22 protein-coding genes, 1 other RNA gene and 1 riboswitch are annotated in these 21,224 nt (G+C 57.1%); of the genes, 12 read left to right on the top strand and 11 right to left on the bottom strand.

What is annotated here, in order from left to right; genetic code table 11:
• Positions 1-29 precede the first annotated feature (29 nt).
• Both GOW92_RS19030 and GOW92_RS19025 read right to left on the bottom strand, forming a co-directional pair.
• Entirely contained in the window at positions 30-419 is a 390-nt protein-coding gene (locus tag GOW92_RS19030) for a hypothetical protein (protein WP_170563385.1), read from the bottom strand.
• 51 nt (positions 420-470) lie between these two features.
• The gene (locus tag GOW92_RS19025; protein WP_170563382.1) at positions 471-1,235 is read right to left on the bottom strand and encodes a DUF1013 domain-containing protein; all 765 of its coding nucleotides are present in this window, start codon (positions 1,233-1,235) and stop codon (positions 471-473) included.
• Between the two features lie 130 nt (positions 1,236-1,365).
• Here GOW92_RS19025 and GOW92_RS19020 point away from each other — a divergent pair, with 130 nt between their 5' ends.
• Entirely contained in the window at positions 1,366-2,007 is a 642-nt protein-coding gene (locus GOW92_RS19020; protein ID WP_170563379.1) for a ribonuclease T2 family protein, read from the top strand.
• Here the strand turns inward: GOW92_RS19020 and GOW92_RS19015 are convergent.
• Positions 2,004-2,492: a hypothetical protein gene (locus GOW92_RS19015; RefSeq protein ID WP_170563375.1), complete on the bottom strand. Its 489-nt coding sequence runs from the start codon at positions 2,490-2,492 to the stop codon at positions 2,004-2,006. The two genes, GOW92_RS19020 and GOW92_RS19015, sit on opposite strands and share 4 nt — an antisense overlap.
• A 198-nt stretch (positions 2,493-2,690) precedes the next feature.
• On the opposite strand from GOW92_RS19015, the gene GOW92_RS19010 reads away from it, so the two are divergent.
• Entirely contained in the window at positions 2,691-3,188 is a 498-nt protein-coding gene (locus GOW92_RS19010) for a lactoylglutathione lyase family protein (protein WP_170563373.1), read from the top strand.
• A 70-nt stretch (positions 3,189-3,258) separates the two neighbouring features.
• On the opposite strand, the gene recR is transcribed toward GOW92_RS19010, so the two are convergent.
• The 3 genes from recR to GOW92_RS18995 form a co-directional block, all read right to left on the bottom strand.
• Entirely contained in the window at positions 3,259-3,852 is a 594-nt protein-coding gene (gene recR, locus GOW92_RS19005; protein ID WP_170563370.1) for a recombination mediator RecR, read from the bottom strand.
• Between the two features lie 64 nt (positions 3,853-3,916).
• A complete protein-coding gene (locus GOW92_RS19000) occupies positions 3,917-4,261 on the bottom strand; it encodes a YbaB/EbfC family nucleoid-associated protein (protein WP_170417098.1) in 345 nt (114 codons plus the stop codon).
• A gap of 149 nt (positions 4,262-4,410) precedes the next feature.
• Positions 4,411-6,162, bottom strand: coding sequence for a DNA polymerase III subunit gamma/tau (locus GOW92_RS18995; protein ID WP_170563367.1), 1,752 nt, complete (start codon positions 6,160-6,162; stop codon positions 4,411-4,413).
• A 202-nt stretch (positions 6,163-6,364) separates the two neighbouring features.
• Here GOW92_RS18995 and GOW92_RS18990 point away from each other — a divergent pair, with 202 nt between their 5' ends.
• Positions 6,365-6,817, top strand: a complete 453-nt coding sequence (locus tag GOW92_RS18990; protein WP_368040307.1) for a protein-tyrosine phosphatase family protein — start codon at positions 6,365-6,367, stop codon at positions 6,815-6,817.
• A gap of 7 nt (positions 6,818-6,824) precedes the next feature.
• On the opposite strand, the gene GOW92_RS18985 is transcribed toward GOW92_RS18990, so the two are convergent.
• Entirely contained in the window at positions 6,825-7,232 is a 408-nt protein-coding gene (locus GOW92_RS18985) for a hypothetical protein (RefSeq protein WP_170563360.1), read from the bottom strand.
• An 84-nt stretch (positions 7,233-7,316) separates the two neighbouring features.
• Positions 7,317-7,536: riboswitch (cobalamin riboswitch) on the bottom strand.
• Positions 7,537-7,680: 144 nt separating this feature from the next.
• Between GOW92_RS18985 and GOW92_RS18980 the strand changes: the two genes are divergently transcribed.
• Complete coding sequence (locus GOW92_RS18980) at positions 7,681-8,538, top strand: alpha/beta hydrolase family protein (protein ID WP_170563356.1); 858 nt, start codon at positions 7,681-7,683, stop codon at positions 8,536-8,538.
• A gap of 8 nt (positions 8,539-8,546) precedes the next feature.
• On the opposite strand, the gene rsgA is transcribed toward GOW92_RS18980, so the two are convergent.
• From rsgA to GOW92_RS18965, 3 genes are all read right to left on the bottom strand, one after another.
• Positions 8,547-9,575, bottom strand: coding sequence for a ribosome small subunit-dependent GTPase A (gene rsgA / locus GOW92_RS18975; protein ID WP_170563353.1), 1,029 nt, complete (start codon positions 9,573-9,575; stop codon positions 8,547-8,549).
• Between the two features lie 159 nt (positions 9,576-9,734).
• Positions 9,735-9,833, bottom strand: an RNA gene (ffs, locus tag GOW92_RS18970) — signal recognition particle sRNA small type.
• A gap of 39 nt (positions 9,834-9,872) precedes the next feature.
• On the bottom strand, positions 9,873-11,735 hold the full coding sequence (locus tag GOW92_RS18965; RefSeq protein WP_254453090.1) for a 5'-nucleotidase C-terminal domain-containing protein: 1,863 nt from the start codon (positions 11,733-11,735) through the stop codon (positions 9,873-9,875).
• Between the two features lie 174 nt (positions 11,736-11,909).
• Between GOW92_RS18965 and nudC the strand changes: the two genes are divergently transcribed.
• The 3 genes from nudC to GOW92_RS18950 are packed head-to-tail and all read left to right on the top strand — an operon-like array spanning position 11,910 to position 13,892.
• Positions 11,910-12,890 (top strand): NAD(+) diphosphatase, encoded by a 981-nt coding sequence (gene nudC, locus GOW92_RS18960; protein WP_170563350.1) that lies wholly within the window; start codon positions 11,910-11,912, stop codon positions 12,888-12,890.
• Between the two features lie 40 nt (positions 12,891-12,930).
• Positions 12,931-13,398 carry an SRPBCC family protein gene (locus tag GOW92_RS18955; RefSeq protein WP_170563347.1) on the top strand — a complete coding sequence of 156 codons (468 nt, stop codon included), beginning with the start codon at positions 12,931-12,933 and terminating at the stop codon, positions 13,396-13,398.
• Positions 13,399-13,424: 26 nt separating this feature from the next.
• Positions 13,425-13,892, top strand: coding sequence for a GNAT family N-acetyltransferase (locus GOW92_RS18950; protein WP_170563344.1), 468 nt, complete (start codon positions 13,425-13,427; stop codon positions 13,890-13,892).
• 12 nt (positions 13,893-13,904) lie between these two features.
• Here the strand turns inward: GOW92_RS18950 and GOW92_RS18945 are convergent, their stop codons facing one another.
• On the bottom strand, positions 13,905-14,738 hold the full coding sequence (locus GOW92_RS18945; RefSeq protein ID WP_170563341.1) for a prephenate dehydratase: 834 nt from the start codon (positions 14,736-14,738) through the stop codon (positions 13,905-13,907).
• 119 nt (positions 14,739-14,857) lie between these two features.
• Between GOW92_RS18945 and GOW92_RS18940 the strand changes: the two genes are divergently transcribed.
• The 5 genes from GOW92_RS18940 (at position 14,858) to GOW92_RS18920 (ending at position 21,218) form a co-directional block, all read left to right on the top strand.
• Positions 14,858-15,364 (top strand): c-type cytochrome, encoded by a 507-nt coding sequence (locus GOW92_RS18940; RefSeq protein ID WP_170563764.1) that lies wholly within the window; start codon positions 14,858-14,860, stop codon positions 15,362-15,364.
• Between the two features lie 173 nt (positions 15,365-15,537).
• A complete protein-coding gene (locus GOW92_RS18935; RefSeq protein WP_254453089.1) occupies positions 15,538-17,442 on the top strand; it encodes an extracellular solute-binding protein in 1,905 nt (634 codons plus the stop codon).
• Between the two features lie 9 nt (positions 17,443-17,451).
• Positions 17,452-18,537 (top strand): microcin C ABC transporter permease YejB, encoded by a 1,086-nt coding sequence (locus GOW92_RS18930; protein WP_170563335.1) that lies wholly within the window; start codon positions 17,452-17,454, stop codon positions 18,535-18,537.
• A complete protein-coding gene (locus GOW92_RS18925; protein ID WP_170563332.1) occupies positions 18,538-19,644 on the top strand; it encodes an ABC transporter permease in 1,107 nt (368 codons plus the stop codon). It abuts the gene before it with no gap.
• Positions 19,641-21,218 (top strand): ABC transporter ATP-binding protein, encoded by a 1,578-nt coding sequence (locus GOW92_RS18920; protein ID WP_170563329.1) that lies wholly within the window; start codon positions 19,641-19,643, stop codon positions 21,216-21,218. The genes GOW92_RS18925 and GOW92_RS18920 overlap by 4 nt, the downstream gene beginning before the upstream one ends.
• The last annotated feature ends 6 nt before the right edge of the window (positions 21,219-21,224 follow it).

Genomic DNA, 21,224 nt, shown 5'->3' with positions numbered 1-21,224 from the left:
CGCCCTGCGTTGCTGCAGGGCGGTTTTTCTTAACCGGTTTCGCAATAGCGCGGTAGTTTGAACCGATACCGGGCCTCACCACTATCCACAAACACACGCTTTTCTATGCAAGCCGTAGTGCCAACGGTTTGTGAGATCGGAGCGTCAGTCGAAGTGACCGAGGTCGCAGATCCATCCGGCAGCCGGACCGATGCGATCACGCCGTTTTTGAGGTCGCCGTTGATGGGTGTCGCAGACAGGACGTTGACGGTCATGAAGGCCTCATGCTCGTGCTCACCGCTGTCGTTGAAAATCAGCAAACCAGCGGCAACCGCAACAAGACCAATGCCGCCGGCCAAGGGCAAACCCCAGGTTTTCATGAACGCATAGATCGAAACGGCGCGATGCGGTCCAAACAGTTTGGAAAGAACTTTCAGCATGGCTTTCTCGTGAAAAAAGCCCCGGTCTATTCGGCCGGGGCTAACTGTTCCTTAGGGGCGCAGATCGTCTTCTTCTTCGTCGTCAGCACCGCCTTTGGGCAGGTTGAAGAAGCTGTCCGCATCGATGATCGCTTCTTCTTCTTCTTTTTCTTCCGCAGGATCATCCGACAGAGAGAAGGTTTCCAGACCTTCGATGGCGGTCGGAATCTTCGGCGCGGCGTCCATTTCCAGCGATTGTTCGGTCGAGACCAGCTTGCGGCGCTCGTCATCGCTCATCACGCCACCCTCGGCAGCTTTTTTCGCTGCTGCCTTCTGCACGATCGCGTCCAGCTCGGACTGTTTGCACAGCCCCAGGGCAACGGGGTCAATCGGCTGCATGTTGGAAATGTTCCAGTGGGTCCGTTCACGGATCGACTGGATGGTCGGTTTGGTGGTGCCCACCAGCTTGGCGATCTGACCGTCGCTGAGTTCTGGGTGGAACTTGACCAGCCACAGGATCGAGTTCGGGCGGTCCTGTCGTTTGGACAACGGGGTATAGCGCGGGCCGCGACGCTTTTCTTCGCCCGACGCAGCCGGGTTGAACTTGAGCTTCAGTTTGTGCAGCGGGTTGTTCTGCGCCGTATCGATCTCGTCCTGCGTCAGCTGGTTGTTGGCGATCGGGTCGAAGCCTTTTACGCCAGCAGCCACATCACCGTCTGCGATGCCCTGCACCTCAAGCTCGTGCATGCCCACGAAATCCGCGATCTGCTTGAAGCTGATCGTGGTGTTGTCCACCAGCCATACGGCTGTTGCCTTGGCCATAAGCGGTTTTGCCATCAGCCCGTCTCCTATAAATACATCTGTCCCGTCGCCGGAATTCGGCGGCCCCGAGGTTTTGGGGCAGGTTTCCGTTGTCGGGGAACTTGGGCTGTATATAGTCGCGCCAAGGCAAGAAGGGAAGAGGCGAATGCGCTGGGTTGTTTTGGGGCTGTTTTCGTGGGTGTTTGGCGCAATGGCGGCGCTGGGAGATGGCGAAAAATCGGGTGAGTTCGATTACTATGTCCTGTCGCTCAGCTGGTCGCCGAATTGGTGCGCCCGGGAAGGTGATGCGCGTGGATCGGACCAATGCGACACGCGGCACGACCACGGTTGGATTTTGCACGGTCTGTGGCCTCAATACCATCAGGGCTGGCCAGCGTTCTGCCGTACGCCTGAAGCTCCGCCTTCTCGGGCCATGACCCGCGAAATGACCGATATTCAGGGCAGTTCCGGTTTGGCATGGCATCAATGGAAAAAGCACGGGACCTGCTCGGGCCTCAGTGCGCCCGACTATTATGCACTGTCCCGGCAGGCGTATGAGGGGGTTGAGCGTCCCCAGGTGTTCCGCAAGCTGGATGCTTCGGTCAAATTGCCCGCTTCGGTCGTCGAAGAGGCGTTTTTGAAAGCGAACCCGGGTCTTGAGCGCGACATGATTACGGTGACCTGCAAGCAGGGCTATATCGAAGAGGTTCGCCTGTGCTTGTCGCGCGACCTTGAACCTGTTCCCTGTGGTCGTGACGTGATCCGCGATTGTACGGCCAAAGACGCGTTGTTCGATCCGATTCGTTAGAGTTTCCTGTTCTGGCACTCTCGCGCATATTCCAGCGCTTTGGCCGTGCCTTTCAGATCAATCGCCATCACCGTCTCACCCGCAGGGTTGTAAACCGTCATGGTCTTGTTCTGGGCAATTGCGTTGACGAAGCTGCGGTCGGTGAAAAACACAGTCGCGCCAGGCACGTCACGCTGATTGAAGCCGATGGCCGTGGCGTCATAGCTTTTGCCGTCAAGGTCGAAACGGATCGGATAACTTTCACCTTGCTTAATATCGCCCCACGCCTTGTTGTAGACGGCGAAATACCCGCGATTATCCAATGCATCATAGCCCAACCGCACGACCGAGAGATCCTGATAAATCGTTTGAATCAGACAGCCATTTCCGAGCGCTGGGTCCATCATAATGTTCCAGCCCTCGACAAAGCCTTTGTCGATCAGTTCCTGCGAAAATGCGGCGGTGGCTGTGAAGGCGGTAAGCGCGAAGGCAAAAAGGCGTTTCATAACAGTTTCCAATATCAAATGGATAAGGTCGCCGCCATAGTACACGCCGCGTGAAGGAGGCAAAGGCCATTCTTGATTGATGCGGCCGCGAACAAAGACCTATGTGCATAGTGGAACCCGGCTATGCCTCGCAGGGCAAACGCTTGAAACTCGGCTGTGGCACAATAGTTTTCGCTCCATAAAACTAAGGAGCGTGCCATGCCGCAACATCCAAGAACATTTTCTCACATCGGATTGTCCGTCCCAAACGTTGACGAGGCCGTAAAATTCTACTCCGAAGTCCTTGGTTTTTACGTAATCATGCCACCAACAGACGTGGTAGAGGATGACACGGATATCGGTGTCATGTGCACTGATGTGTTTGGCCCGGAATGGAAAAAACTGCGTATTGCGCATCTTGCGACCGCTGATCGCATTGGTTTTGAGATTTTCGAGTTTCACGGGAATTATGTGCCTGAAAACAATATCGATTTTCGCCAGAACGGTACGTTTCATTTTTGTGTCCAGGACCCGGATGTCGAAGGCCTGGTAGAAAAAATCGTGGCGGCCGGCGGCAAACAACGGATGCCGATCCGATACTATTATCCCGGTGAGAAACCCTACCGTATGGTCTACGTCGAAGACCCATTTGGTATCGTCTTTGAGATATACAGCCATTCCTATGAATTGACGTATTCGTCGGGTGCATACACCTGACAAACAGAGCAGACCTTGGTGTGCAACCGGAAGAGGCGAATGCTGCCCGGTTGTCGCCGTATCAAAAGGTTCAGAGCTCCTTTCGTGCCCTCAGGGCGGCGGTAATCGTCCCGTCGTCCAGATAATCCAGCTCACCCCCAATAGGCACACCCTGCGCCAGTGAGGTCAGGCGGACCTGTCCCTCCAACTGATCCGCGATGTAGTGGGCGGTGGTCTGGCCATCGACAGTGGCATTTAGGGCCAGAATGACCTCAGAAATCCCCTCGGCCATCACCCGATCCTTGAGTCGGGGAATGCGCAGTTCGTCCGGTCCGACCCCATCCAGAGCCGACAATGTGCCGCCCAGAACGTGATAGCGGCCTTTGAACACACCGGCACGCTCCATCGCCCAAAGGTCTGCCACATCTTCGACCACGCACAACTCTCCGGTTGCACGATCCTCGCTATCGCAAATGTCACAGATATCTGTCGTGCCCACGTTGCCGCAGTTCAGGCATTCGCGGGCGGTGATGGCCACTTGCTGCATCGCGTCGGAGAGGGGCGTCAGCAGCAGGGCGCGTTTGCGGATCAGGTGCAGTACCGCGCGACGGGCCGAGCGAGGCCCGAGGCCGGGCAGCTTGGCCATCAGGTCGATCAGATTGTCGATATCGCTGTTCGAACTCAACGCGCGTGCTCCTGCAAAAGGGCCGGGCAGGGCTGCCCGGCCTTTGGGTCGTCACGAGTGTCTATCAGAACGGCAGCTTGATGTCTGCGGGCAGACCCATGCTTTCGGTCAGCTTTGCCATTTCCGCCTGCGAGCGTTCGGCCGCTTTGGTCTGTGCATCCTTGATGGCCGCCAGGATCAGATCTTCGACAACTTCCTTGTCGTCACCATTGAAGATCGACGGGTCGATATCCAGACCTTTCAGCTCGCCTTTTGCTGTGGCGGTGGCTTTCACCAGCCCCGCGCCGGATTCGCCGACAACCATCATGTTGTTCAGCTCTTCCTGCATGTCCGTCATCTTGGTCTGCAAATCCTGTGCGGATTTCATCATCTTGGCCATATCGCCCAGACCGCCGAGTCCTTTGAGCATTTCTATTCTCCTGCAATTCGGTTTGCCGCCTAAATACGGATGCCGCCGTTAGGGTACAAGGGGAGAGCTTCTCCCGCCTGTCGTCAAGGCCTATAGCAAGACCTTTCCTCGCCTTGGGCCCGGGAGTGTTTCCAGTTTAGCCGCAAAGATCAGTCTTCTTCGAACGGGTCCCACTCGTCTTCGACCTCAGGCAGGGCTTCGGTTTCGACCTTGGCCGCGCGTTCTTCCGGAGTTTCGATCCGCTTGATGCGCGCTTTTGGAAATTGCATCAGAACGGCTTGAACCATTGGATGTTGTTCAGCTTGCGCTTTAAGTGCCAGATCGGCTGCATCGCGGACCTCGGCGATTGTCGCGGCGTCTCCGTCGGCCACAATTGAAACAGCCCATCGGTTCCCAGTCCAGCGTTGCAATGCCGAACCAAGTCTTTGCGCCAGATCCGTCGGGGCGTTGTCAGTGGGTGTGAATTCGATCCGGCCCGGGGAATACGAGACCAGGCGCACGCCGTTTTCGACCTCGACCAACAATTTAACGTCCCGGTTGGTGCGGATCAGTTCGACCACGTGTTCGAAGGTCGGATAACGCGCCAGCGCAGTCTGGATGTCTTGGGCCAATGCTGCGGTGGGTGCGCCTGCCGGGCCGCGTTGCGCCGAAAGATGCGCCGACGGCGTCGTCTGCGTGGGCGCATGACTCGGCACGGCTACACCGCCGCCGGGCCCTCCATTCGGCGGGGAAGGAGGCGCGTCTTGCAGCCGTTTAATAAGTTCTTCCGGACTTGGCAGATCGGCCACGTGGGTCAGGCGAATAATGGCCATTTCTGCCGCCATCATCGCGTTGGGTGCAGCAGAGACTTCTTCCAGCGCTTTCAGCAGCATTTGCCACATCCGCGTCAATACCCGCATCGGTAGCGCCTCGGACATCTGTTGACCGCGCGCGCGTTCATCAGGTGAGACGGTTGGGTCCTCAGCGGCGTCCGGCGTGATTTTCACCACAGAGACCCAGTGAGTGATTTCCGCCAAATCCCGCAGTACGGCTAGCGGATCGGCACCTTCGGCATATTGACCGCTCAGCTCAGTCAATGCCCCCGCCGCATCTCCACGCAGGATCATATCCATCAGATCCAGCACCCGCCCGCGATCCGCGAGGCCCAGCATTGCGCGAACCTGATCGGCGCTGGTTTCCCCCGCACCATGTGAGATCGCCTGATCCAACAGCGAGGTCGCATCGCGCGCAGAGCCTTCGGCCGCGCGCGTGATCAATGCCAGCGCGTCTTCTGCAATCTGCGCGTTTTCCGCCGCAGCGATCTTGTTGAGCAGACCGATCATGTCCTCAGGTTCGATCCGGCGCAGGTCGAACCGCTGGCAGCGGGACAGCACGGTCACCGGCACCTTGCGGATTTCGGTTGTCGCAAAAATGAACTTCACATGCTCGGGCGGTTCCTCGAGCGTTTTGAGCAGCGCATTGAAGGCGCTGGTCGACAGCATGTGAACTTCGTCGATGATGTAGATCTTATAGCGCGCGCTGGCGGCACGGTAACGGACACTGTCGATGATTTCGCGGATATCATTGACGCCGGTGCGACTAGCGGCGTCCATTTCCATCACGTCGACATGGCGGCCTTCCATAATGGCAACGCAGTGCTCGCACTGGCCGCAAGGCTCAGTCGTTGGTTTGCCTTCGCCATCCGGGCCGATGCAGTTCATGCCTTTGGCGATGATCCGTGCCGTGGTGGTTTTACCTGTACCGCGAATACCAGTCATGATGAAGGCTTGCGCGATCCGGTCCGCCTCGAACGCGTTTTTCAGCGTGCGCACCATTGCGTCCTGTCCAACCAGATCTGCAAAGGTTTCGGGGCGGTACTTGCGGGCAAGAACCTGATAGGCGGGGCTGGGCGTTTCGGTCATGTCTGCTCTGTCGGATTCGTGTCAGAAACGCAGCGTAGAGACCCGCGCCGCTCGCGTCCACAGCAGGCTTTGAGTAATTTCGTTTTGGACTACTTCGGCAGTCAGTTTAAACCGGCACTCATGGTCGGGCGGGCCGAAGACAAAAGGAGCGCGAGCGTTGGCAAAATTTGCAATATACCCGCTGTGCGTTGGTTCGGGCATCTTGGCATTGTCCCCTCTGCCGGGTGGCGACGGCGGATATGCGGAGGATTTGACGGTGATATACGACTGGAACCCCAATCTGGTTGTATCCATGACCACTGAGGCCGAGATGCAGCGGCTGGGTGCAGAGGGCTTGGGTCAGGATGTTCAAAGCAAGTCCGCGATCTGGATGCATCTTCCTATCGAGGATTTTGGTACGCCTCCATCGAAAGTCGAAGCTCTTTGGCCGAAGGTAAGCGCAACCGCGCGACAAATACTGTCCGACGGGGGACGTGTGCTGGTGCATTGCCGGGGCGGCTGTGGTCGATCGGGGATGGTCGTGCTGAGGCTTATGATAGAAAGCGGCGAAGACGCAAACCAGGCATTAGACCGGTTGCGCTTGGCCCGACCATGCGCGGTGGAAACGGATCAACAAATGGCCTGGGCCATGAAGCAGGCCCAGGGCAACCGGTGAATCAAAATCAGGCTGTTGCCTGCTGCACAATGTGCTGTGACGCCCGCGGCGCAAGAGCCGATGCCTCGAGCATTGCGCAAGGCAAAGTGGTCAATACACCTGTTGGCAGCGTGGCGAATTCAGTGCTGAACATCATATCGGCGTAATCGTCCAACATATCTGCCGAGTCGTCTGCGTTCGCGCCGCAATAGACCCTGATCCGGGACGGGCTGGCGCGAAACCGAGCCGTGCAGCCCTCGCCGCAATGGGTCAGTTCGCTGGAACCGTCCACCTCGAATGTGCTCGTTGTTACCGGTTGTGCTGTTGATATTGCGTCAGTCAGAGCCCGCGCCATTCGTGCCAATGCCGGACAGGTCTTACCCGTTTTCTGGCAAAGCGTGGCAGTGAACTCATGGGTCGTTGTCTTCCAGATCATAATGCGCCCTCCGCGCGGTAGGCGGGGGACGTGGAACAGGTATTTCAGTCAACTGAAGACCTGCCCGGACACCCCGCCCGAGTTTCGGTTTTTTCTTTGATGGCAGGTCTCCTGACTTGCGGGTCATCGCTTTGCCGACCTTCCCAGTCTTTCGACCAGTGGTGTTTCGGCATTGCTCACCGCTTACAGTTGCGGGGGCAGTCGCGGCCTTGGTCCGCTCCGGCATCGCCGGGTTGGACCGCACCGTGTTCCCTTTTCATCCCGTCCCAATATAAGGACGAGAACCATCACGTAATCGCTAGCGGGTGTGGGTGGCTTGAGTCAAGCGGGCTGTTTCCCGTCGTTCAAAAGGACGCATGGTCACTTTGAAAATCTGTTGACTTTATCCGGGCAAAAGCGCCGATATGCCATATGTGAACCGAATAGTTCAGATGCATGCGAGGACGCCATGTTGGACAACACTCCGGCCGTATTGACCGAGGATTTTGCGTTTCCTGCCGGGAAGTCTGATCTTTCCGCGCGGTTGTACATGCCCGCGTATGCGCCAGACGTGGCGGTTGTGATCCACGGAGCAACTGGCGTTCCGCGCGACTATTATCAGCATTTTGCACAGTGGCTGGCGGCGGAACACGGCATGGCTTGCCTGACCTATGACTATCGAGACTTTGGTCACTCGCGGCGTGGGCATCTGCGCGATTCGCGGGCCACGATGGCCGACTGGGCGCTGATCGACATGCCTGCAGCGCGGGCTGAAATGCGACGCAGATTTCCGGCCGCTCAGCAGTGGAGCATTGGCCACTCGGTCGGCGGAATGCTGGGACCAATTCAGCCGGATATCGACCAGATCGACAGGATGATTTGTGTCTGCTCTGGGCTGGTGACGCTATCCGACCACCCCTGGCCTTACCGCGCGCTGGCGACAATGTTCTGGTACGGCCACCCGCCATTACTGGTAAAGGTGCTGGGATACCTGCCGGGCAAGGCGCTTGGGTTCGGCTCGGACCTTCCCGCAGACGTCTATTGGCAATGGCGCAAATGGTGCACCAATGCGCTGAACTACGTGCCAGATATCGGCAAAACCCTTCCAGATGCCCGTTGGGCCGCGTCGGAAACACCCGTCGATCTTTTCACAATGGATGATGATCAGGTGGTGCCTCCGAACGCGGTATGGCGCTTGGCCGATCTTTACGGTCCCAAAGCGTGCCGGCATCAACTGTCGCCGAAGGACTTTGGATTGGCCGAGGTCGGCCACATCGGTGCATTTGCGCGCCGAAATGCAGCCATCTGGCCCCGGTTGATCGCCTAGTCTGGCACCTACAGCCTTTTGCGGGACTTCTTGTCCTGCATCACCGACCGTACCATTTTGCCAAAGGCTTTATCGCGCGCGCGAGACTGTGCAACTGTTTCCGAGTTCCGTTCATCCTCTCGCCGCAGCTTTCGCCAACGCTCCAACCGCTCGGCGTCCAGTGACCCGTTGGCAATCGCGTCCTGAACGGCGCATCCCGGTTCGGCCTGATGCTTACAATCGGAAAAGCGGCAGGTTTCAGTCAGGTCAAGAATGTCGGAAAAAACCTCATCGACACCATCCTGCGCGTCTAGCAACCGCAAGGCGCGCATACCGGGTGTGTCGACCAGCCATCCGCCGTTCTGCATTGGATGCAATGCGCGCGCAGTTGTGGTGTGTCGCCCGCGCGCGTCATCCTCGCGGATGCCGGAGGTTGCCTGAGCCAAACCAGTCATAGCGTTGGCCAATGTTGTTTTGCCAACACCGGATGAACCAACCAATGCAGCGGTCTGCCCCGCCGTGCACCAGGACAGGACTTGCTGCACGTCCGACGGTTCGTGCGCATTGACAGCCAGCACAGTCAAAAACGGAGCCAGCGCTTCAGCAGGCTTGGAATACTCGATTGGATCGGCGCAGGTGTCGGCCTTGGTCAGGATGACGACCGGGTAACAGCCGGCTTGATGAGCCAAAGCCAAGTATCGTTCCAGTCGGGCCAGGTTGAAGTCAGCATTGCAGGAACTGACGATGAACAGCACATCCACATTAGCGGCAATCAACTGAGCCTCGGCCCCGGTTCCGGCGGCGCGGCGTTTCAAAAGGCTTCGACGGTCCAGCAGGTACTGAACGCGGTTTTGATCATCCGCCAGCACCCAGTCACCAACGGCAAAGTCGCCTGTCGGTCGGTTCGGGCTTAGCAGCGGGGCTTCCCCACTGTCATTTGCGCCGATTAGGCGGTCGCGGTGAACTTCTGTGATGCGAAAGGGAACGCATGAAGGATTGGCCGCGTGTTGAGCGGCAAAGTGTGAGGACCATCCCAGGTCCGAAAGCGTAGAAGACATTGGTCTGCCTGTGTTCAGATACAGCGAGCCGACTGGATGGCGGTCGCGCATCCATCGGTGATGTGTTCAGGCAGGTTCGAGAATGGGTCTCAGGAACGGTCTGCCTGAAGGGTTTTCGCTACAATCATAAAAGCCCTCCTGTGGCTACCTGTCTGAGTAAAGTGAGAGGTTGGACATCGACCCAAGCGGGGCTCGTTGTGGCTGCTTCCTTCCGGACCTGACCAGGTTGGCGAGGCGCTCGCCCGCGCCAACCTCTCGAATTTCGATATAGGGAAGGCACGCGGAAATGACAACCCGTCACAGTGAGAGTTGAACGTGCAGAAACCCTTCGGCGTCTGTTCCGGCCAGCTTTGGGTGGAACTCGGCAATCTCTGCGATGTGAAACCGTGCTTTTGGGCCGGTCTTTAACAGGGCAGACGAACCAGGCATAGGTTTAAAGCTGAAAGGACAGGGACCCTGGCCCAACGATTCTGAAGGTTGCGCACCAGACAGATGGTCCTTCAACGCGCGTTGGATCGGCAGGGCCGGAACGTTGATGGGTTCGGCGTCGTCGATGAACGGAAAATGCCCGCCACCGCTGGCCCGATAGTTGTTTAATGCAACGACAAAACGCTGTTCTGCCGCCACTGCGCATCCGTCGAAACGAATGTCCGAGACGCGCCAGCTTTCTGGATTCTCAATTCCTCCGCTCGCGTTGAACCGCGGTGGTATGCTCAGGTCGATCACGTAGCTTAGCCCGAACAGCACGTCGAAATTGTGCCCGGCCCTGTCAGGATTGACCAATTCGTTTTGCGCGCCCGGCTTTATCTGATTGAAGACCCCTGCCGACATTTCAAGCCAATCCCTGATGTGCTCTCCTGTTAGCTCCACCGCGCGAAGTTCGTTTGGAAATATGTTCAGGTCGGCCACGTGCCGCATCCGCATCACGCCTGCCGGAATATCTGAATAAAACCGAGGCCCGGAGCGACCACCGAATTTCGAAGGCGCAATAGCGGACAGCAAGGGTAAAGCTTCTTGCGGTGTTCCCTTGAGCTTTCGGCGCACCGCCGAAGCTTGCGCGGCAGCCACTATTGCAAGCCCGTGATCCTTGGCACAAAAGCTGAAATAGCTGTGCAGGTGCTGATCCGTATGTCCAATCGGTTCCTCGGCCCGTTTGCGCGTCGTGGAATGCGCATCTGAAAACAGCGCCACCAGCGACGGGTCTTCGGGAGGCGGTTTGGAACCGGCTATCGGGCGCAACTCAGAACATTGCGCTGCGACCGACCAGCCCATTTCCTGCGTGGAGGTCAGTTTCAGATCAATCACACCAAGGTATGATCCGGCAGATCCCGCCATGACTACAGGTGTGCCATGTACCATCCCGCTAGCTGCATCGACGTGTTCCAACCCAGCATGAGATTTCCCAGGCAAGGTCAAGTGCGTATGCCCGGCAATGATGGCGTCGATACCCTCAATAGCGGCAAGCGGGATGATTGCATTTTCCAGATTGGGCGCGGCGTCGGCAGACCCCAGCCCGGTATGGGCAAGCGCGACGATCACGTCGCAGCCGCAGGACATAAGCTTGGACACCATTTCCTGTGCGCAGGGCAAGATGTCATCTATCCAGACATCTTGGTCCAGCCGATGAGATTCCCATTTCCGAGTCTGCGGCGGCACGACCGAAAATATGCCAACCGTTATTGATTCTTGGTGCCCCTCGATCTCAACTTGGCGAGTTAGAACCGCCTGCTTCTTCCAGGTGGTGTTGTCGCCCAACCGATTAACGTTGCTGCAAACCACCGGGCAGGGTGCCTGCGAAAGGATGCGGTCCAGAACTTTTCTGTCGAACCCGAAATCGTGATTGCCCAACCCGATCGCATCATATTCCAGCAAGCCAAAGGCCTGCATCAGCACATGTGGCTCATCCGGTTGGTCTGCGGCCAGATCCCCAATCGGTGTTCCTTGCAGCGAATCGCCATTATCAAAAAGCAGAACGATTGCGCCTTCCGCCCGCGCTTCCGCCCGCGCTTCCCGGATCAGGCTTGCGGTTCGAGTCAGACCTATCGTGGGTTCAGGGGCATCAGAGTAGTAATCAAAACTTCTCAGGTTCATGTGAAGATCCGTAGTGGCCAGAATCCGGACCCGCACGGTCTGCGAAGGCAGAGGAAGGGAAGATTTCAAATTTCTACTTTTGGCAGTTTTATCTTAGTCATTTTCAACAAAAAGGTTAATCAACCCGAAATGCAAGGAATAGCTGCGCCCATTCGAAGCCGGACCATGATTTTGGACGTGAATTACCGTTGCAACCGCTTGGCCGACATGGCAGCCCTGTGCGGACAAGCCTAAGGATAACTTATGAAAAATGCAGAATATGTGACGTTTGGTGGCTCGGGGCTGGATCGCGCGGCGCATATTCGTGGTGATGCAGATTCGGTCGCACGCGCGCGGACCCATCCGGATGCAAAATGCCTGCTGCTATGGCACGGCAAGGTTCTGGTTCAGGGTGATGCGCTGGATCAGCTGGGGTTGATCGCAATGTCGCACAATCTGGTCGAAAGCGGGCCAGGGGGGGCCGTCGAGCAACCCGTTTTTCTGGGGTTGTCAGACGACTCGCCGGTGTTTGCGTCTGATATTTCGGGCTGGACGGCTGATGGGCTGGACGTGTCCGGTGTCGGGGCTTTTATCGACAAAACAGAGCAACAGCACCCCGAGTTGCCAGGCGGCTATGTCTTTGCCGAACTGCGCCGGATCATGACACGTTTGTCAACACGCGACGCCGAGTTGGCGGCCACGGCTAAGGCGGTGATCGGCTGGCACGAAACGCATCGGTTTTGCGCCCGGTGCGGCGCAGCCAGTGAACTGGTACAGGCCGGATGGCAACGCAGTTGTCCGTCATGCGGCGGACAGCATTTTCCGCGCACCGATCCGGTCGTCATCATGTTGATTACCCACGGCGATTCCGTTCTGATGGGGCGTTCGCCGGGCTGGCCGGAAGGGATGTATTCGCTGCTGGCTGGGTTTGTTGAGCCAGGTGAAACGCTTGAGGCCGCGGTCCGGCGGGAAGTCATGGAAGAAGCCGGGGTGCCCGTAGGTGGGGTCAGTTACCTGTCCAGCCAACCCTGGCCGTTTCCGGCTTCGTTGATGTTCGGCTGCGCCGGTGAGGCGCTGTCGCGAAATATCACCATCGACCCGGTTGAAATCGAAGATGCAATGTGGGTTACCAAATCCGAGATGATGCAGGCCTTTGCGGGTGAACATCCCGTTTTGCTGCCCGCCCGCAAGGGTGCGATTGCGCACTTTCTTTTGCAAAACTGGCTTGCGGATACGTTGGACTGACAAAATACTGAGCTGAAAAGCGAGAGAACCCCGAACCACAATGCAGTTTACAGTGCGCGAAGATATCGAAGCTCCCATCAACTCGGTGTTCGAAATGGTGGCCGATTTTGACCGTTTCGAACGGATCGCAATGCGGCGAGGGATCGACGTGCGGCGGATGTCGGGCGACATGGGCGTTGTTCCGGGCACCAGTTGGGAGACGGAATTCAGGCTGCGCGGAAAGCCGCGTCAGATTTCCGTACAAATGGCCGAGTGCGACCCGCCTTCGCTGATGCGGTTCGAAGCCACAAGTAAGGGGATGAATGGGATCACGACGGTCGAGCTTTTGGCGCTTTCCCAACGCCGTACACGTCTGAGCGTCGATATGTCCCTTTCGGCCAAATCCCTGCCTGCACGGCTACTTTTGCAATCGCTCAGGCTTGGGCAATCCAGATTTCGTCGGCAGTTTCAGATGCGTCTGACCGAGTTCGCACGGGAAATGGAACAACGCCACATTCATGGTGGCTGACGGCCCGAAGTTGTGAAGGAAGCGAGATGGATAGCATAACAATCCGCGAAGCGGTTTTAACGGATGCTCAGGGTATCTCGGATGTGTTGCAAGATATCGCAGCGGCAGGAAAGCGCAATAAACGCTGTGACGTTGATTTCGCCCGGGAGCATTACGTGGCCGACCCGGATCGAATAAGGTGTTCCGTGGCCGTTCAGGGCGATCAGGCCCTGGGATTTCAGTCGCTGAAACGGGCGATAGAAAACAACCCTTACGGCGCACCCGTCGGGTGGGGCGTCATTGGAACTCATATCCGCCCGTCTGCCGCCCGACGCGGTGTCGGGCGCGCCCTGTTTCGCGCAACGCTTTTGGCGGCGCAGGAAAGTGGCCTTTCAGCCATTGACGCAACCATATCGCCCACAAACACCGAAGGTTTGGCCTATTGTTCAGCGATGGGTTTTGTGGATTACCGGCAGCACGACGGTGCCCGGTGCAAAAGCTATTCCCTGACCTGAGGCCCAGACGCCTTAACCCCGCGGTTGAGCGGCCGGGTAAACACCCAAAATCTCGACGTTGGTGGTGAAGTGTTCCAGCTCTTCCATAGCCAGCTGAACATTCCGGTCGTCCGGGTGGCCCACAATATCGGCGTAAAACTGGGTCGCGGTGAACGAACCATCGATCATGTAGCTTTCCAGCTTGGTCATGTTAATGCCGTTGGTCGCAAATCCGCCCATTGCCTTATAAAGCGCGGCTGGAATATTGCGCACCTGAAACACAAAACTGGTGATCATGCCGTGTTCACCCCGGCGGGTCGTATCGGCCTGCTTAGACATCACCAGAAAGCGCGTGGTGTTGTTGTCGCGGTCTTCGATATTCCGGGCAAGAACGTTCAGACCATAAATCTCGCCTGCCAACTCGCTGGCCAATGCTGCTGAGTGTACCTCGCCTTGCTCTGCAACCTCGCGCGCGGCCCGAGCATTGTCGGGGCTGACGCGCCCTTTGATGTTGTGCTCTTTCAGAAAACCGGCGCATTGCGGCAGCAGAACCAAATGCGAATGCGCCTCGGTGACATCCTCAAGCTTGGCCCCAGGCACGGCAAGAAGGTTGATGTGAACGCGCACGAACGCTTCTTCGATGATGTGCAACCCGCTGTGAGGCAGCAAGCGGTGGATATCCGCTACCCGTCCATATGTAGTGTTTTCAACCGGCAGCATCGCCAGTTCGGCATCGCCCGCGCGCACCGATTCGATCACATCTTCGAAAGTTCGGCAGGGCAGGACCTCCATGCCGGGGCGGGCATTGCGGCAGGCCTCGTGGCTGTAGGCACCGGGTTCACCCTGAAATGCAATACGTTTGGTCATTTGGTCGATTCCGTGCAACAAGTTCGATAATTGGGCGTTTAGTCGCGGTGTCTATACCTTGCCTCTTGTCAGGGGAAGCCTTAGACACCCCGCAGACAGCTGAAATGGACTCGCGATCAATGTTCGACACGATGACAGTTACCAAGGCCGCTGCAGGCCTGTTTGGCACCTTCCTGGTGCTGCTTCTGGCCAAATGGGGCGCCGAAGGTCTTTACCACGCAGATGGTCATGGCGAGACAGCCTCGTATATTATCGAAACCGAAAGCTCTGGTGAAAGCGCTGACGGCGAAGAAGTGGTGTTCGAAGATATGCTGGCTGCCGCAGACCCGGAAAAAGGTGCCAGAGTCTTCCGTAAGTGTACCGCTTGCCACAAGTTGGAAGATGGCGCGAACGGAACCGGCCCGTACCTGTATGCAATCGTGGATCGTCCTGTCGCTTCGGCCAAAGGTTTCACAGGCTATTCAGCCTCGATGCAGGCGCATGGTGGCAATTGGACACCCGAAGCGCTGGACGCGTTCCTCGAGCGCCCAAGTGCATATATCTCGGGTACTTCCATGAGCTTTGCCGGTCTGAAAAAACCGCAAGACCGGGCAGATTTGATTGCCTATCTGCAGACAATCAACTGATTTTCCGTTCAGTTGAGACGTATTCGAAAGCCGCTGCCCCGTGCAGCGGCTTTATTTTTTGTCTAAGTAAATCTTCACAAAGTGTTCACGCAGTCTAAACTTGAAACAGGCAGTGCTGGTCTTTTAGCTGGCGCAAACAATATTAAGACGTCAACGACCAGGGGATGAGCAACATGAAATCCAATCGAGTTACCGCTTTAGCGCGAACAAGGGATTTCGGACGCATATTTCACATACTGGCTTTGGGGGCGTTGTTGTGTGCTGCTGCTGCGTCACAGCTGTTTGCTGAAGAAAAGATCATCAAATCACACGGATTTTCGGAATTCGGCGATCTGAAATACCCCGAAGGCTTTGCGCATTTTGACTATGTGAACCCGGATGCGCCACGCGGTGGCGAGCTGTCCTATGCGGCGCAAGGCACGTTCGACAGTTTTAACCCATATACTCGGCAGGGCCGGGCAGGTGCGCGATCAGCAGATCACTATGAAAGCCTGCTGATTCCGTCTTATGACGAACCAGCAGCATATTATGGCCTACTCGCCGAAAGTCTCGAATACCCCGAGAGTTATGAGTGGGTAATCTTCAATATCCGCCCCGAGGCGCGGTTTTCTGACGGCACTCCTGTGACGGCTGAGGACGTGGTGTTTTCCCATAATCTGCTTTTGGACCAGGGGTTGAAATCCTATGCCGACGCAATTCGCCAACGAATTCCCAAGGCCGAGGCGCTGGATACCCATCGTGTAAAGTTCTACTTCTCGCCAGATTTCCCCCGCAGAGGCCGGATTTCCCAAGTTGGGGCCACATCGATTTTCTCAAAGAAGTGGTTCGAAGAAGATCCCGAAAATCGTCGACTGGACAAGTCTCGGTTGGATCCGGGCATCGGCTCGGGGCCATATGTTCTGGACAGTTATGACATCAACCGACGCATCGTTTACAAACGTAACCCCGACTATTGGGGCGATGACGTCAATGTGAACGTGGGCCGCAACAACTTTGACACCATCCGCGTCGAGTATTTCGCCGACTCCATTGCTGCGATGGAAGGGTTCAAGGCGGGTACATTTACGCTTCGACAGGAAAACAACTCAAAAAGTTGGGCAACGGCCTATGATTTCCCGGCAATTGCGAATGGCTCTGTGGTGCGGGCTGAACTGGCAGATGGAAATGTGCCGACGGCGTCGGGCTTCATCATGAACCTTGACCGGCCAAAGTTTCAGGACCCTCGTGTTCGCGAAGCTATTCAGCTGGCGTATAACTTCGAATGGACAAATGAGAGCCTACAATATGGATTATTCCAGCAGCGCAGCTCTTTCTGGGAAGGAACGCATCTTGAGGCGACCGGCTTGCCCGAAGGACGCGAGCTCGAGGTGTTGCAAGAGCTGGGCGACGCGCTGGATCCCGCCATCCTGACCGAGGAACCGGTCTCAGCGCACGAATCCCGGGCCGCCCGCCAAAATGACCGTGGCAACTTGCGCAAGGCGATGAAACTGTTGGACGAAGCTGGCTGGCTCGTAGGGGATGACGGCATTCGCCGCAACGACAAGGGCGAGGTGCTTTCCATTGCATTTCTGTCCGACCAGCCAACGCTGGACAGGCTCATTCAACCTTTCGTCGCTAATTTGCGGGCAATGGGGATTGATGCAAGTTACAACCGGGTGGACAACGCCCAGTTCACCCTGCGCCGCCGGGACCGTGATTTCGATATGATTGTTGGCGGGTACCCCAGGTCGCTGCAGCCGTCGACAGGGTTGTATCAGCAATTCGGAACCGAAGCGGCCTCATACTCGGTCTTCAACCCGTCGGGTGTGCATGGCCCGGACATCGAACCGCTGATCGACAACATCGCATCCGCCGAAGACAGCGAAGAGCTGTTCGCCAACGTTCGGGCGCTGGATCGCGTCCTGCGCGCCAAGCGGATCATGGTTCCCACTTGGTATCTGGGTAAACACTGGGTTGCCTACTGGGATATGTACGAATACCCGGAAAACCTGCCGCCTTATGCTTTGGGTGTCGAAGACCTCTGGTGGATCAATGAAGAAAAAGAAGCCGAGTTGAAATCCACTGGCGCCTTGAGGTAATCCGCCCCCATGGGAGCATATATTCTTAGACGCTTGTTGCTGGTCATCCCAACCTTGCTTGGGATCATGATCGTCAACTTCACGCTGGTTCAGTTTGTTCCCGGCGGTCCGATTGAACAGATTATCGCCCAGATGGAAGGCGGCGGAGACGTGTTCGAAGGGATTGCCGGCGGCGGCAGTGATATCGAGCAACAAACCGGTGGCACAAACGACCGCTACATCGGTGCGCGTGGCCTTCCGCCAGAGTTTATTGAGGAACTGGAGAAGGAATTCGGTTTCGATAAACCGCCGGTCGAGCGATTCCTCGACATGATGGGCAATTACCTGACGCTGGACTTTGGTGAGAGTTATTTTCGCTCGATCAGTGTGATTGATCTGGTGTTGGAAAAAATGCCGGTTTCGATTTCGCTGGGCCTTTGGTCGACGTTAATCGCTTATCTGGTGTCGATCCCGCTGGGCATTCGCAAGGCGATCAGGGACGGCTCGACATTCGACACCTGGACCAGTGGCGCGATCATTGTTGCCTACGCAATCCCCGGTTTCTTGTTTGCGATCCTGCTGCTGGTGCTGTTTGCCGGTGGATCTTATTGGCAGATATTCCCGCTCCGGGGGCTGACCTCGGACAATTGGGACAGTCTCAGCCTGTTTGGCAAGATCGTCGACTATTTCTGGCACATTGCGTTGCCGATCATCGCACTGACGATCTCAGCTTTTGCGACACTGACGCTGTTGACCAAGAACTCGTTTCTGGACGAGATCAAAAAACAATATGTCATGACCGCCCGCGCCAAGGGGCTGAGCGAAAGCAAAGTTTTGTACGGCCATGTGTTCCGCAACGCGATGCTGATTGTGATCGCAGGTTTCCCTGCTGTTTTCATCGGCGTGTTCTTCGGGGGGTCGATCATTATCGAGACGATCTTCTCGCTCGACGGACTTGGCCGTCTGGGGTTCGAGGCTGCAGTCGCCAGGGACTACCCTGTGATCTTCGGCACCTTGTTCATTTTTGGCCTGATGGGGCTGGTTGTCGGCATCATCAGCGACTTGATGTATGTGCTGGTCGACCCGCGCATCGACTTCGAAAAGCGGGAGGGGTAAATGGCACTTTCCCCCCTTAACCAACGCCGCTGGCGCAATTTCCGGCGTAACGGACGCGCGTTCTGGTCGCTGTTGATCTTTTCGGTTCTTTTTGGCCTGTCGCTGTTCGCCGAATTCATCGCTAACGATAAACCGATCCTCGTTAAGTACCGGGGCGAGTTCTACACGCCGATCTTCAACTTCTACCCTGAGACCGAGTTTGGCGGAGATTTCCAGACCGAAGCCATCTATCGCGACCCCGAGGTCCAGTGCCTGATCGACAGCGGTGGTATTGAAGACTGTTTCGACGACCCCGAGGGGATCATCGATGAGATCAAAGCCGGGACTTTTCAGGCCGAAGGGTTCGAGCGCGGCTGGTCCATCTGGCCGCTGATCCCGTATTCGTTCAACACCAGCGTTGACCGGCCGGGCGCTGCGCCATTGCCACCCAACGGGCAAAACCTGCTGGGCACGGACGACACCAAGCGCGACGTTCTGGCCCGCGTGATCTATGGCTTCCGCCTTTCGATTCTGTTCACACTCATGGTCACGGGTGTGGCCAGTCTGATTGGCATATTCGCCGGGGCCATTCAGGGCTTTTTCGGCGGCTGGCTGGACCTGATTTTCCAACGGATCATCGAGATCTGGTCAGCAACGCCATCGCTTTACGTGATCATCATCATGTTCGCCATTCTGGGCCGAAGTTTCTGGCTGCTGGTGGCGCTGATGATCCTGTTCAGTTGGACCGGGCTTGTGGGCGTCGTGCGTGCCGAATTCCTGCGGGCGCGAAATCTGGAATATGTGCGCGCAGCCCGTGCGCTGGGCGTCGGTAACATGACGATAATGTTCCGTCACATGCTGCCAAACGCGATGGTCGCCACGCTGACTTTCATGCCTTTCATCGTTACGGGTACCATCGGTGGTCTGGCCTCACTGGATTTCCTCGGCTTTGGCCTTCCGTCTTCGGCCCCGTCACTGGGAGAGTTGACCTTGCAGGCCAAACAGAACCTGCAGGCCCCTTGGCTGGCATTTACCGCCTTTTTCACCTTTGCCATCATGTTGTCGCTGCTGGTCTTCATCTTCGAAGGCGTCCGCGATGCGTTTGATCCCAGAAAGACGTTCTCATGAGCCTGCTGGATGTGAACAACCTCAAGGTCTCGTTCCGGCAGGACGGGCAGGTGAGCGCTGCGGTTAAAGGTGTGTCCTTTACCGTGGACCGGGGTGAAACGGTTGCTCTGGTAGGCGAATCCGGGTCAGGTAAATCGGTTACTGCACTGTCGACCGTGTCTTTGCTGGGTGAAAGCGCAATAGTCGAAGGCTCGGTCACTTATGATGGGCAAGAGATGATCGGCGCATCCGAGCAGCGGCTCATGGATGTGCGCGGCAACGACATCAGTTTCATCTTTCAGGAGCCGATGACCTCGCTTAATCCGCTGCACACGATCCAGAAACAGATGGCGGAGTCGCTGGCCCTGCACCAGGGTTTGACCGGCGACGCGGCGCGCGACCGGATTGTCGAGTTGCTGACGAAGGTTGGGATTCGCGACCCCGAGGAACGTTTAGACAGCTATCCGCACCAGTTGTCAGGCGGGCAGCGCCAGCGCGTCATGATCGCCCTGGCGCTTGCCAACAAGCCCGATATCCTGATCGCGGATGAGCCGACGACAGCACTGGATGTTACCATTCAGGCGCAGATCCTCGAACTTCTGGCCGAGCTTCAGAAGTCCGAGAACATGGGGATGCTGTTCATCACACACGATCTGGGGATCGTGCGCCGCATCGCGGACCGCGTTTGCGTTATGAAGGACGGCGAGATTGTCGAGTCGGGTGCAACGCTCGAGATTTTTGACAACCCGCAACACCCTTACACTCGTAAGCTGCTGGCGGCGGAACCTTCTGGTCATCCCGATCCCGTAGCGCCCGATGCCGAAGAGGTTGCGCGCACCGATCATCTGAAAGTCTGGTTTCCGATTCAGCGCGGCTTCCTGAAGCGTACAGTTGGCCATGTGAAGGCCGTGAATGATGCCACGCTCAGTGTACGCGCCGGTGAAACCCTGGGTATTGTGGGCGAAAGTGGATCGGGTAAGACAACGCTGGCGCTGGCGATCATGCGATTAATTGCGTCTGAAGGTGGGATAACGTTCCGCGATCAGGACGTGCGCAGATGGTCGACGCGAGAGTTGCGGCGGCTGCGCAAGGACATGCAGATCGTGTTTCAGGATCCGTTCGGCAGCCTCAGCCCGCGGATGACCTGCCAGCAGATCATTGCCGAAGGGTTGGCGATCCACAAAGTCGATCCGCATCGCTCGCCACGCGAGCTGGTGTCCGAAGTGATGATTGAGGTGGGCTTGGACCCAGCCGCGATGGACCGTTACCCACACGAATTCTCAGGCGGGCAACGACAGCGTATCGCAATTGCGCGCGCTATGATCCTCAGGCCCAAGCTGTTGGTTCTGGATGAACCGACCAGTGCCCTGGATATGACGGTGCAGGTGCAGATCGTCGATCTGCTGCGCGATCTTCAGCGGAAATACGGGCTGGCTTATCTGTTCATCAGCCACGATCTGAAAGTCGTGCGCGCCATGTCGCACAACGTGATCGTCATGCGAAATGGTGACGTGATCGAAATGGGATCGGCCGATGACCTGTTTGAAAACGCGCAGACGGATTACACCCGCGAGCTGATTGCGGCGGCGGGCTGAAGACAG

Source organism: Ruegeria atlantica (assembly GCF_013032505.1).
In the GTDB taxonomy this organism is placed as follows: domain Bacteria; phylum Pseudomonadota; class Alphaproteobacteria; order Rhodobacterales; family Rhodobacteraceae; genus Ruegeria; species Ruegeria atlantica_F.
The sequence above is the reverse complement of the archived record's forward strand: the minus strand, read 5'-3'. Positions and strand labels throughout refer to the sequence as shown.

Excerpts from the sequence above, each read along its gene's own strand:
- GOW92_RS19030 (WP_170563385.1), bottom strand. The coding sequence starts at position 419 with ATGCTGAAAGTTCTTTCCAAACTGTTTGGACCGCATCGCGCCGTTTCG.
- GOW92_RS19025 (WP_170563382.1), bottom strand. The coding sequence starts at position 1,235 with ATGGCAAAACCGCTTATGGCCAAGGCAACAGCCGTATGGCTGGTGGAC.
- GOW92_RS19020 (WP_170563379.1), top strand. The coding sequence starts at position 1,366 with ATGCGCTGGGTTGTTTTGGGGCTGTTTTCGTGGGTGTTTGGCGCAATG.
- GOW92_RS19015 (WP_170563375.1), bottom strand. The coding sequence starts at position 2,492 with ATGAAACGCCTTTTTGCCTTCGCGCTTACCGCCTTCACAGCCACCGCC.
- GOW92_RS19010 (WP_170563373.1), top strand. The coding sequence starts at position 2,691 with ATGCCGCAACATCCAAGAACATTTTCTCACATCGGATTGTCCGTCCCA.
- GOW92_RS19000 (WP_170417098.1), bottom strand. The coding sequence starts at position 4,261 with ATGCTCAAAGGACTCGGCGGTCTGGGCGATATGGCCAAGATGATGAAA.
- GOW92_RS18995 (WP_170563367.1), bottom strand. The coding sequence starts at position 6,162 with ATGACCGAAACGCCCAGCCCCGCCTATCAGGTTCTTGCCCGCAAGTAC.
- GOW92_RS18985 (WP_170563360.1), bottom strand. The coding sequence starts at position 7,232 with ATGATCTGGAAGACAACGACCCATGAGTTCACTGCCACGCTTTGCCAG.
- GOW92_RS18980 (WP_170563356.1), top strand. The coding sequence starts at position 7,681 with ATGTTGGACAACACTCCGGCCGTATTGACCGAGGATTTTGCGTTTCCT.
- rsgA (WP_170563353.1), bottom strand. The coding sequence starts at position 9,575 with ATGTCTTCTACGCTTTCGGACCTGGGATGGTCCTCACACTTTGCCGCT.
- nudC (WP_170563350.1), top strand. The coding sequence starts at position 11,910 with ATGAAAAATGCAGAATATGTGACGTTTGGTGGCTCGGGGCTGGATCGC.
- GOW92_RS18955 (WP_170563347.1), top strand. The coding sequence starts at position 12,931 with ATGCAGTTTACAGTGCGCGAAGATATCGAAGCTCCCATCAACTCGGTG.
- GOW92_RS18950 (WP_170563344.1), top strand. The coding sequence starts at position 13,425 with ATGGATAGCATAACAATCCGCGAAGCGGTTTTAACGGATGCTCAGGGT.
- GOW92_RS18945 (WP_170563341.1), bottom strand. The coding sequence starts at position 14,738 with ATGACCAAACGTATTGCATTTCAGGGTGAACCCGGTGCCTACAGCCAC.
- GOW92_RS18940 (WP_170563764.1), top strand. The coding sequence starts at position 14,858 with ATGTTCGACACGATGACAGTTACCAAGGCCGCTGCAGGCCTGTTTGGC.
- GOW92_RS18935 (WP_254453089.1), top strand. The coding sequence starts at position 15,538 with ATGAAATCCAATCGAGTTACCGCTTTAGCGCGAACAAGGGATTTCGGA.
- GOW92_RS18930 (WP_170563335.1), top strand. The coding sequence starts at position 17,452 with ATGGGAGCATATATTCTTAGACGCTTGTTGCTGGTCATCCCAACCTTG.
- GOW92_RS18925 (WP_170563332.1), top strand. The coding sequence starts at position 18,538 with ATGGCACTTTCCCCCCTTAACCAACGCCGCTGGCGCAATTTCCGGCGT.
- GOW92_RS18920 (WP_170563329.1), top strand. The coding sequence starts at position 19,641 with ATGAGCCTGCTGGATGTGAACAACCTCAAGGTCTCGTTCCGGCAGGAC.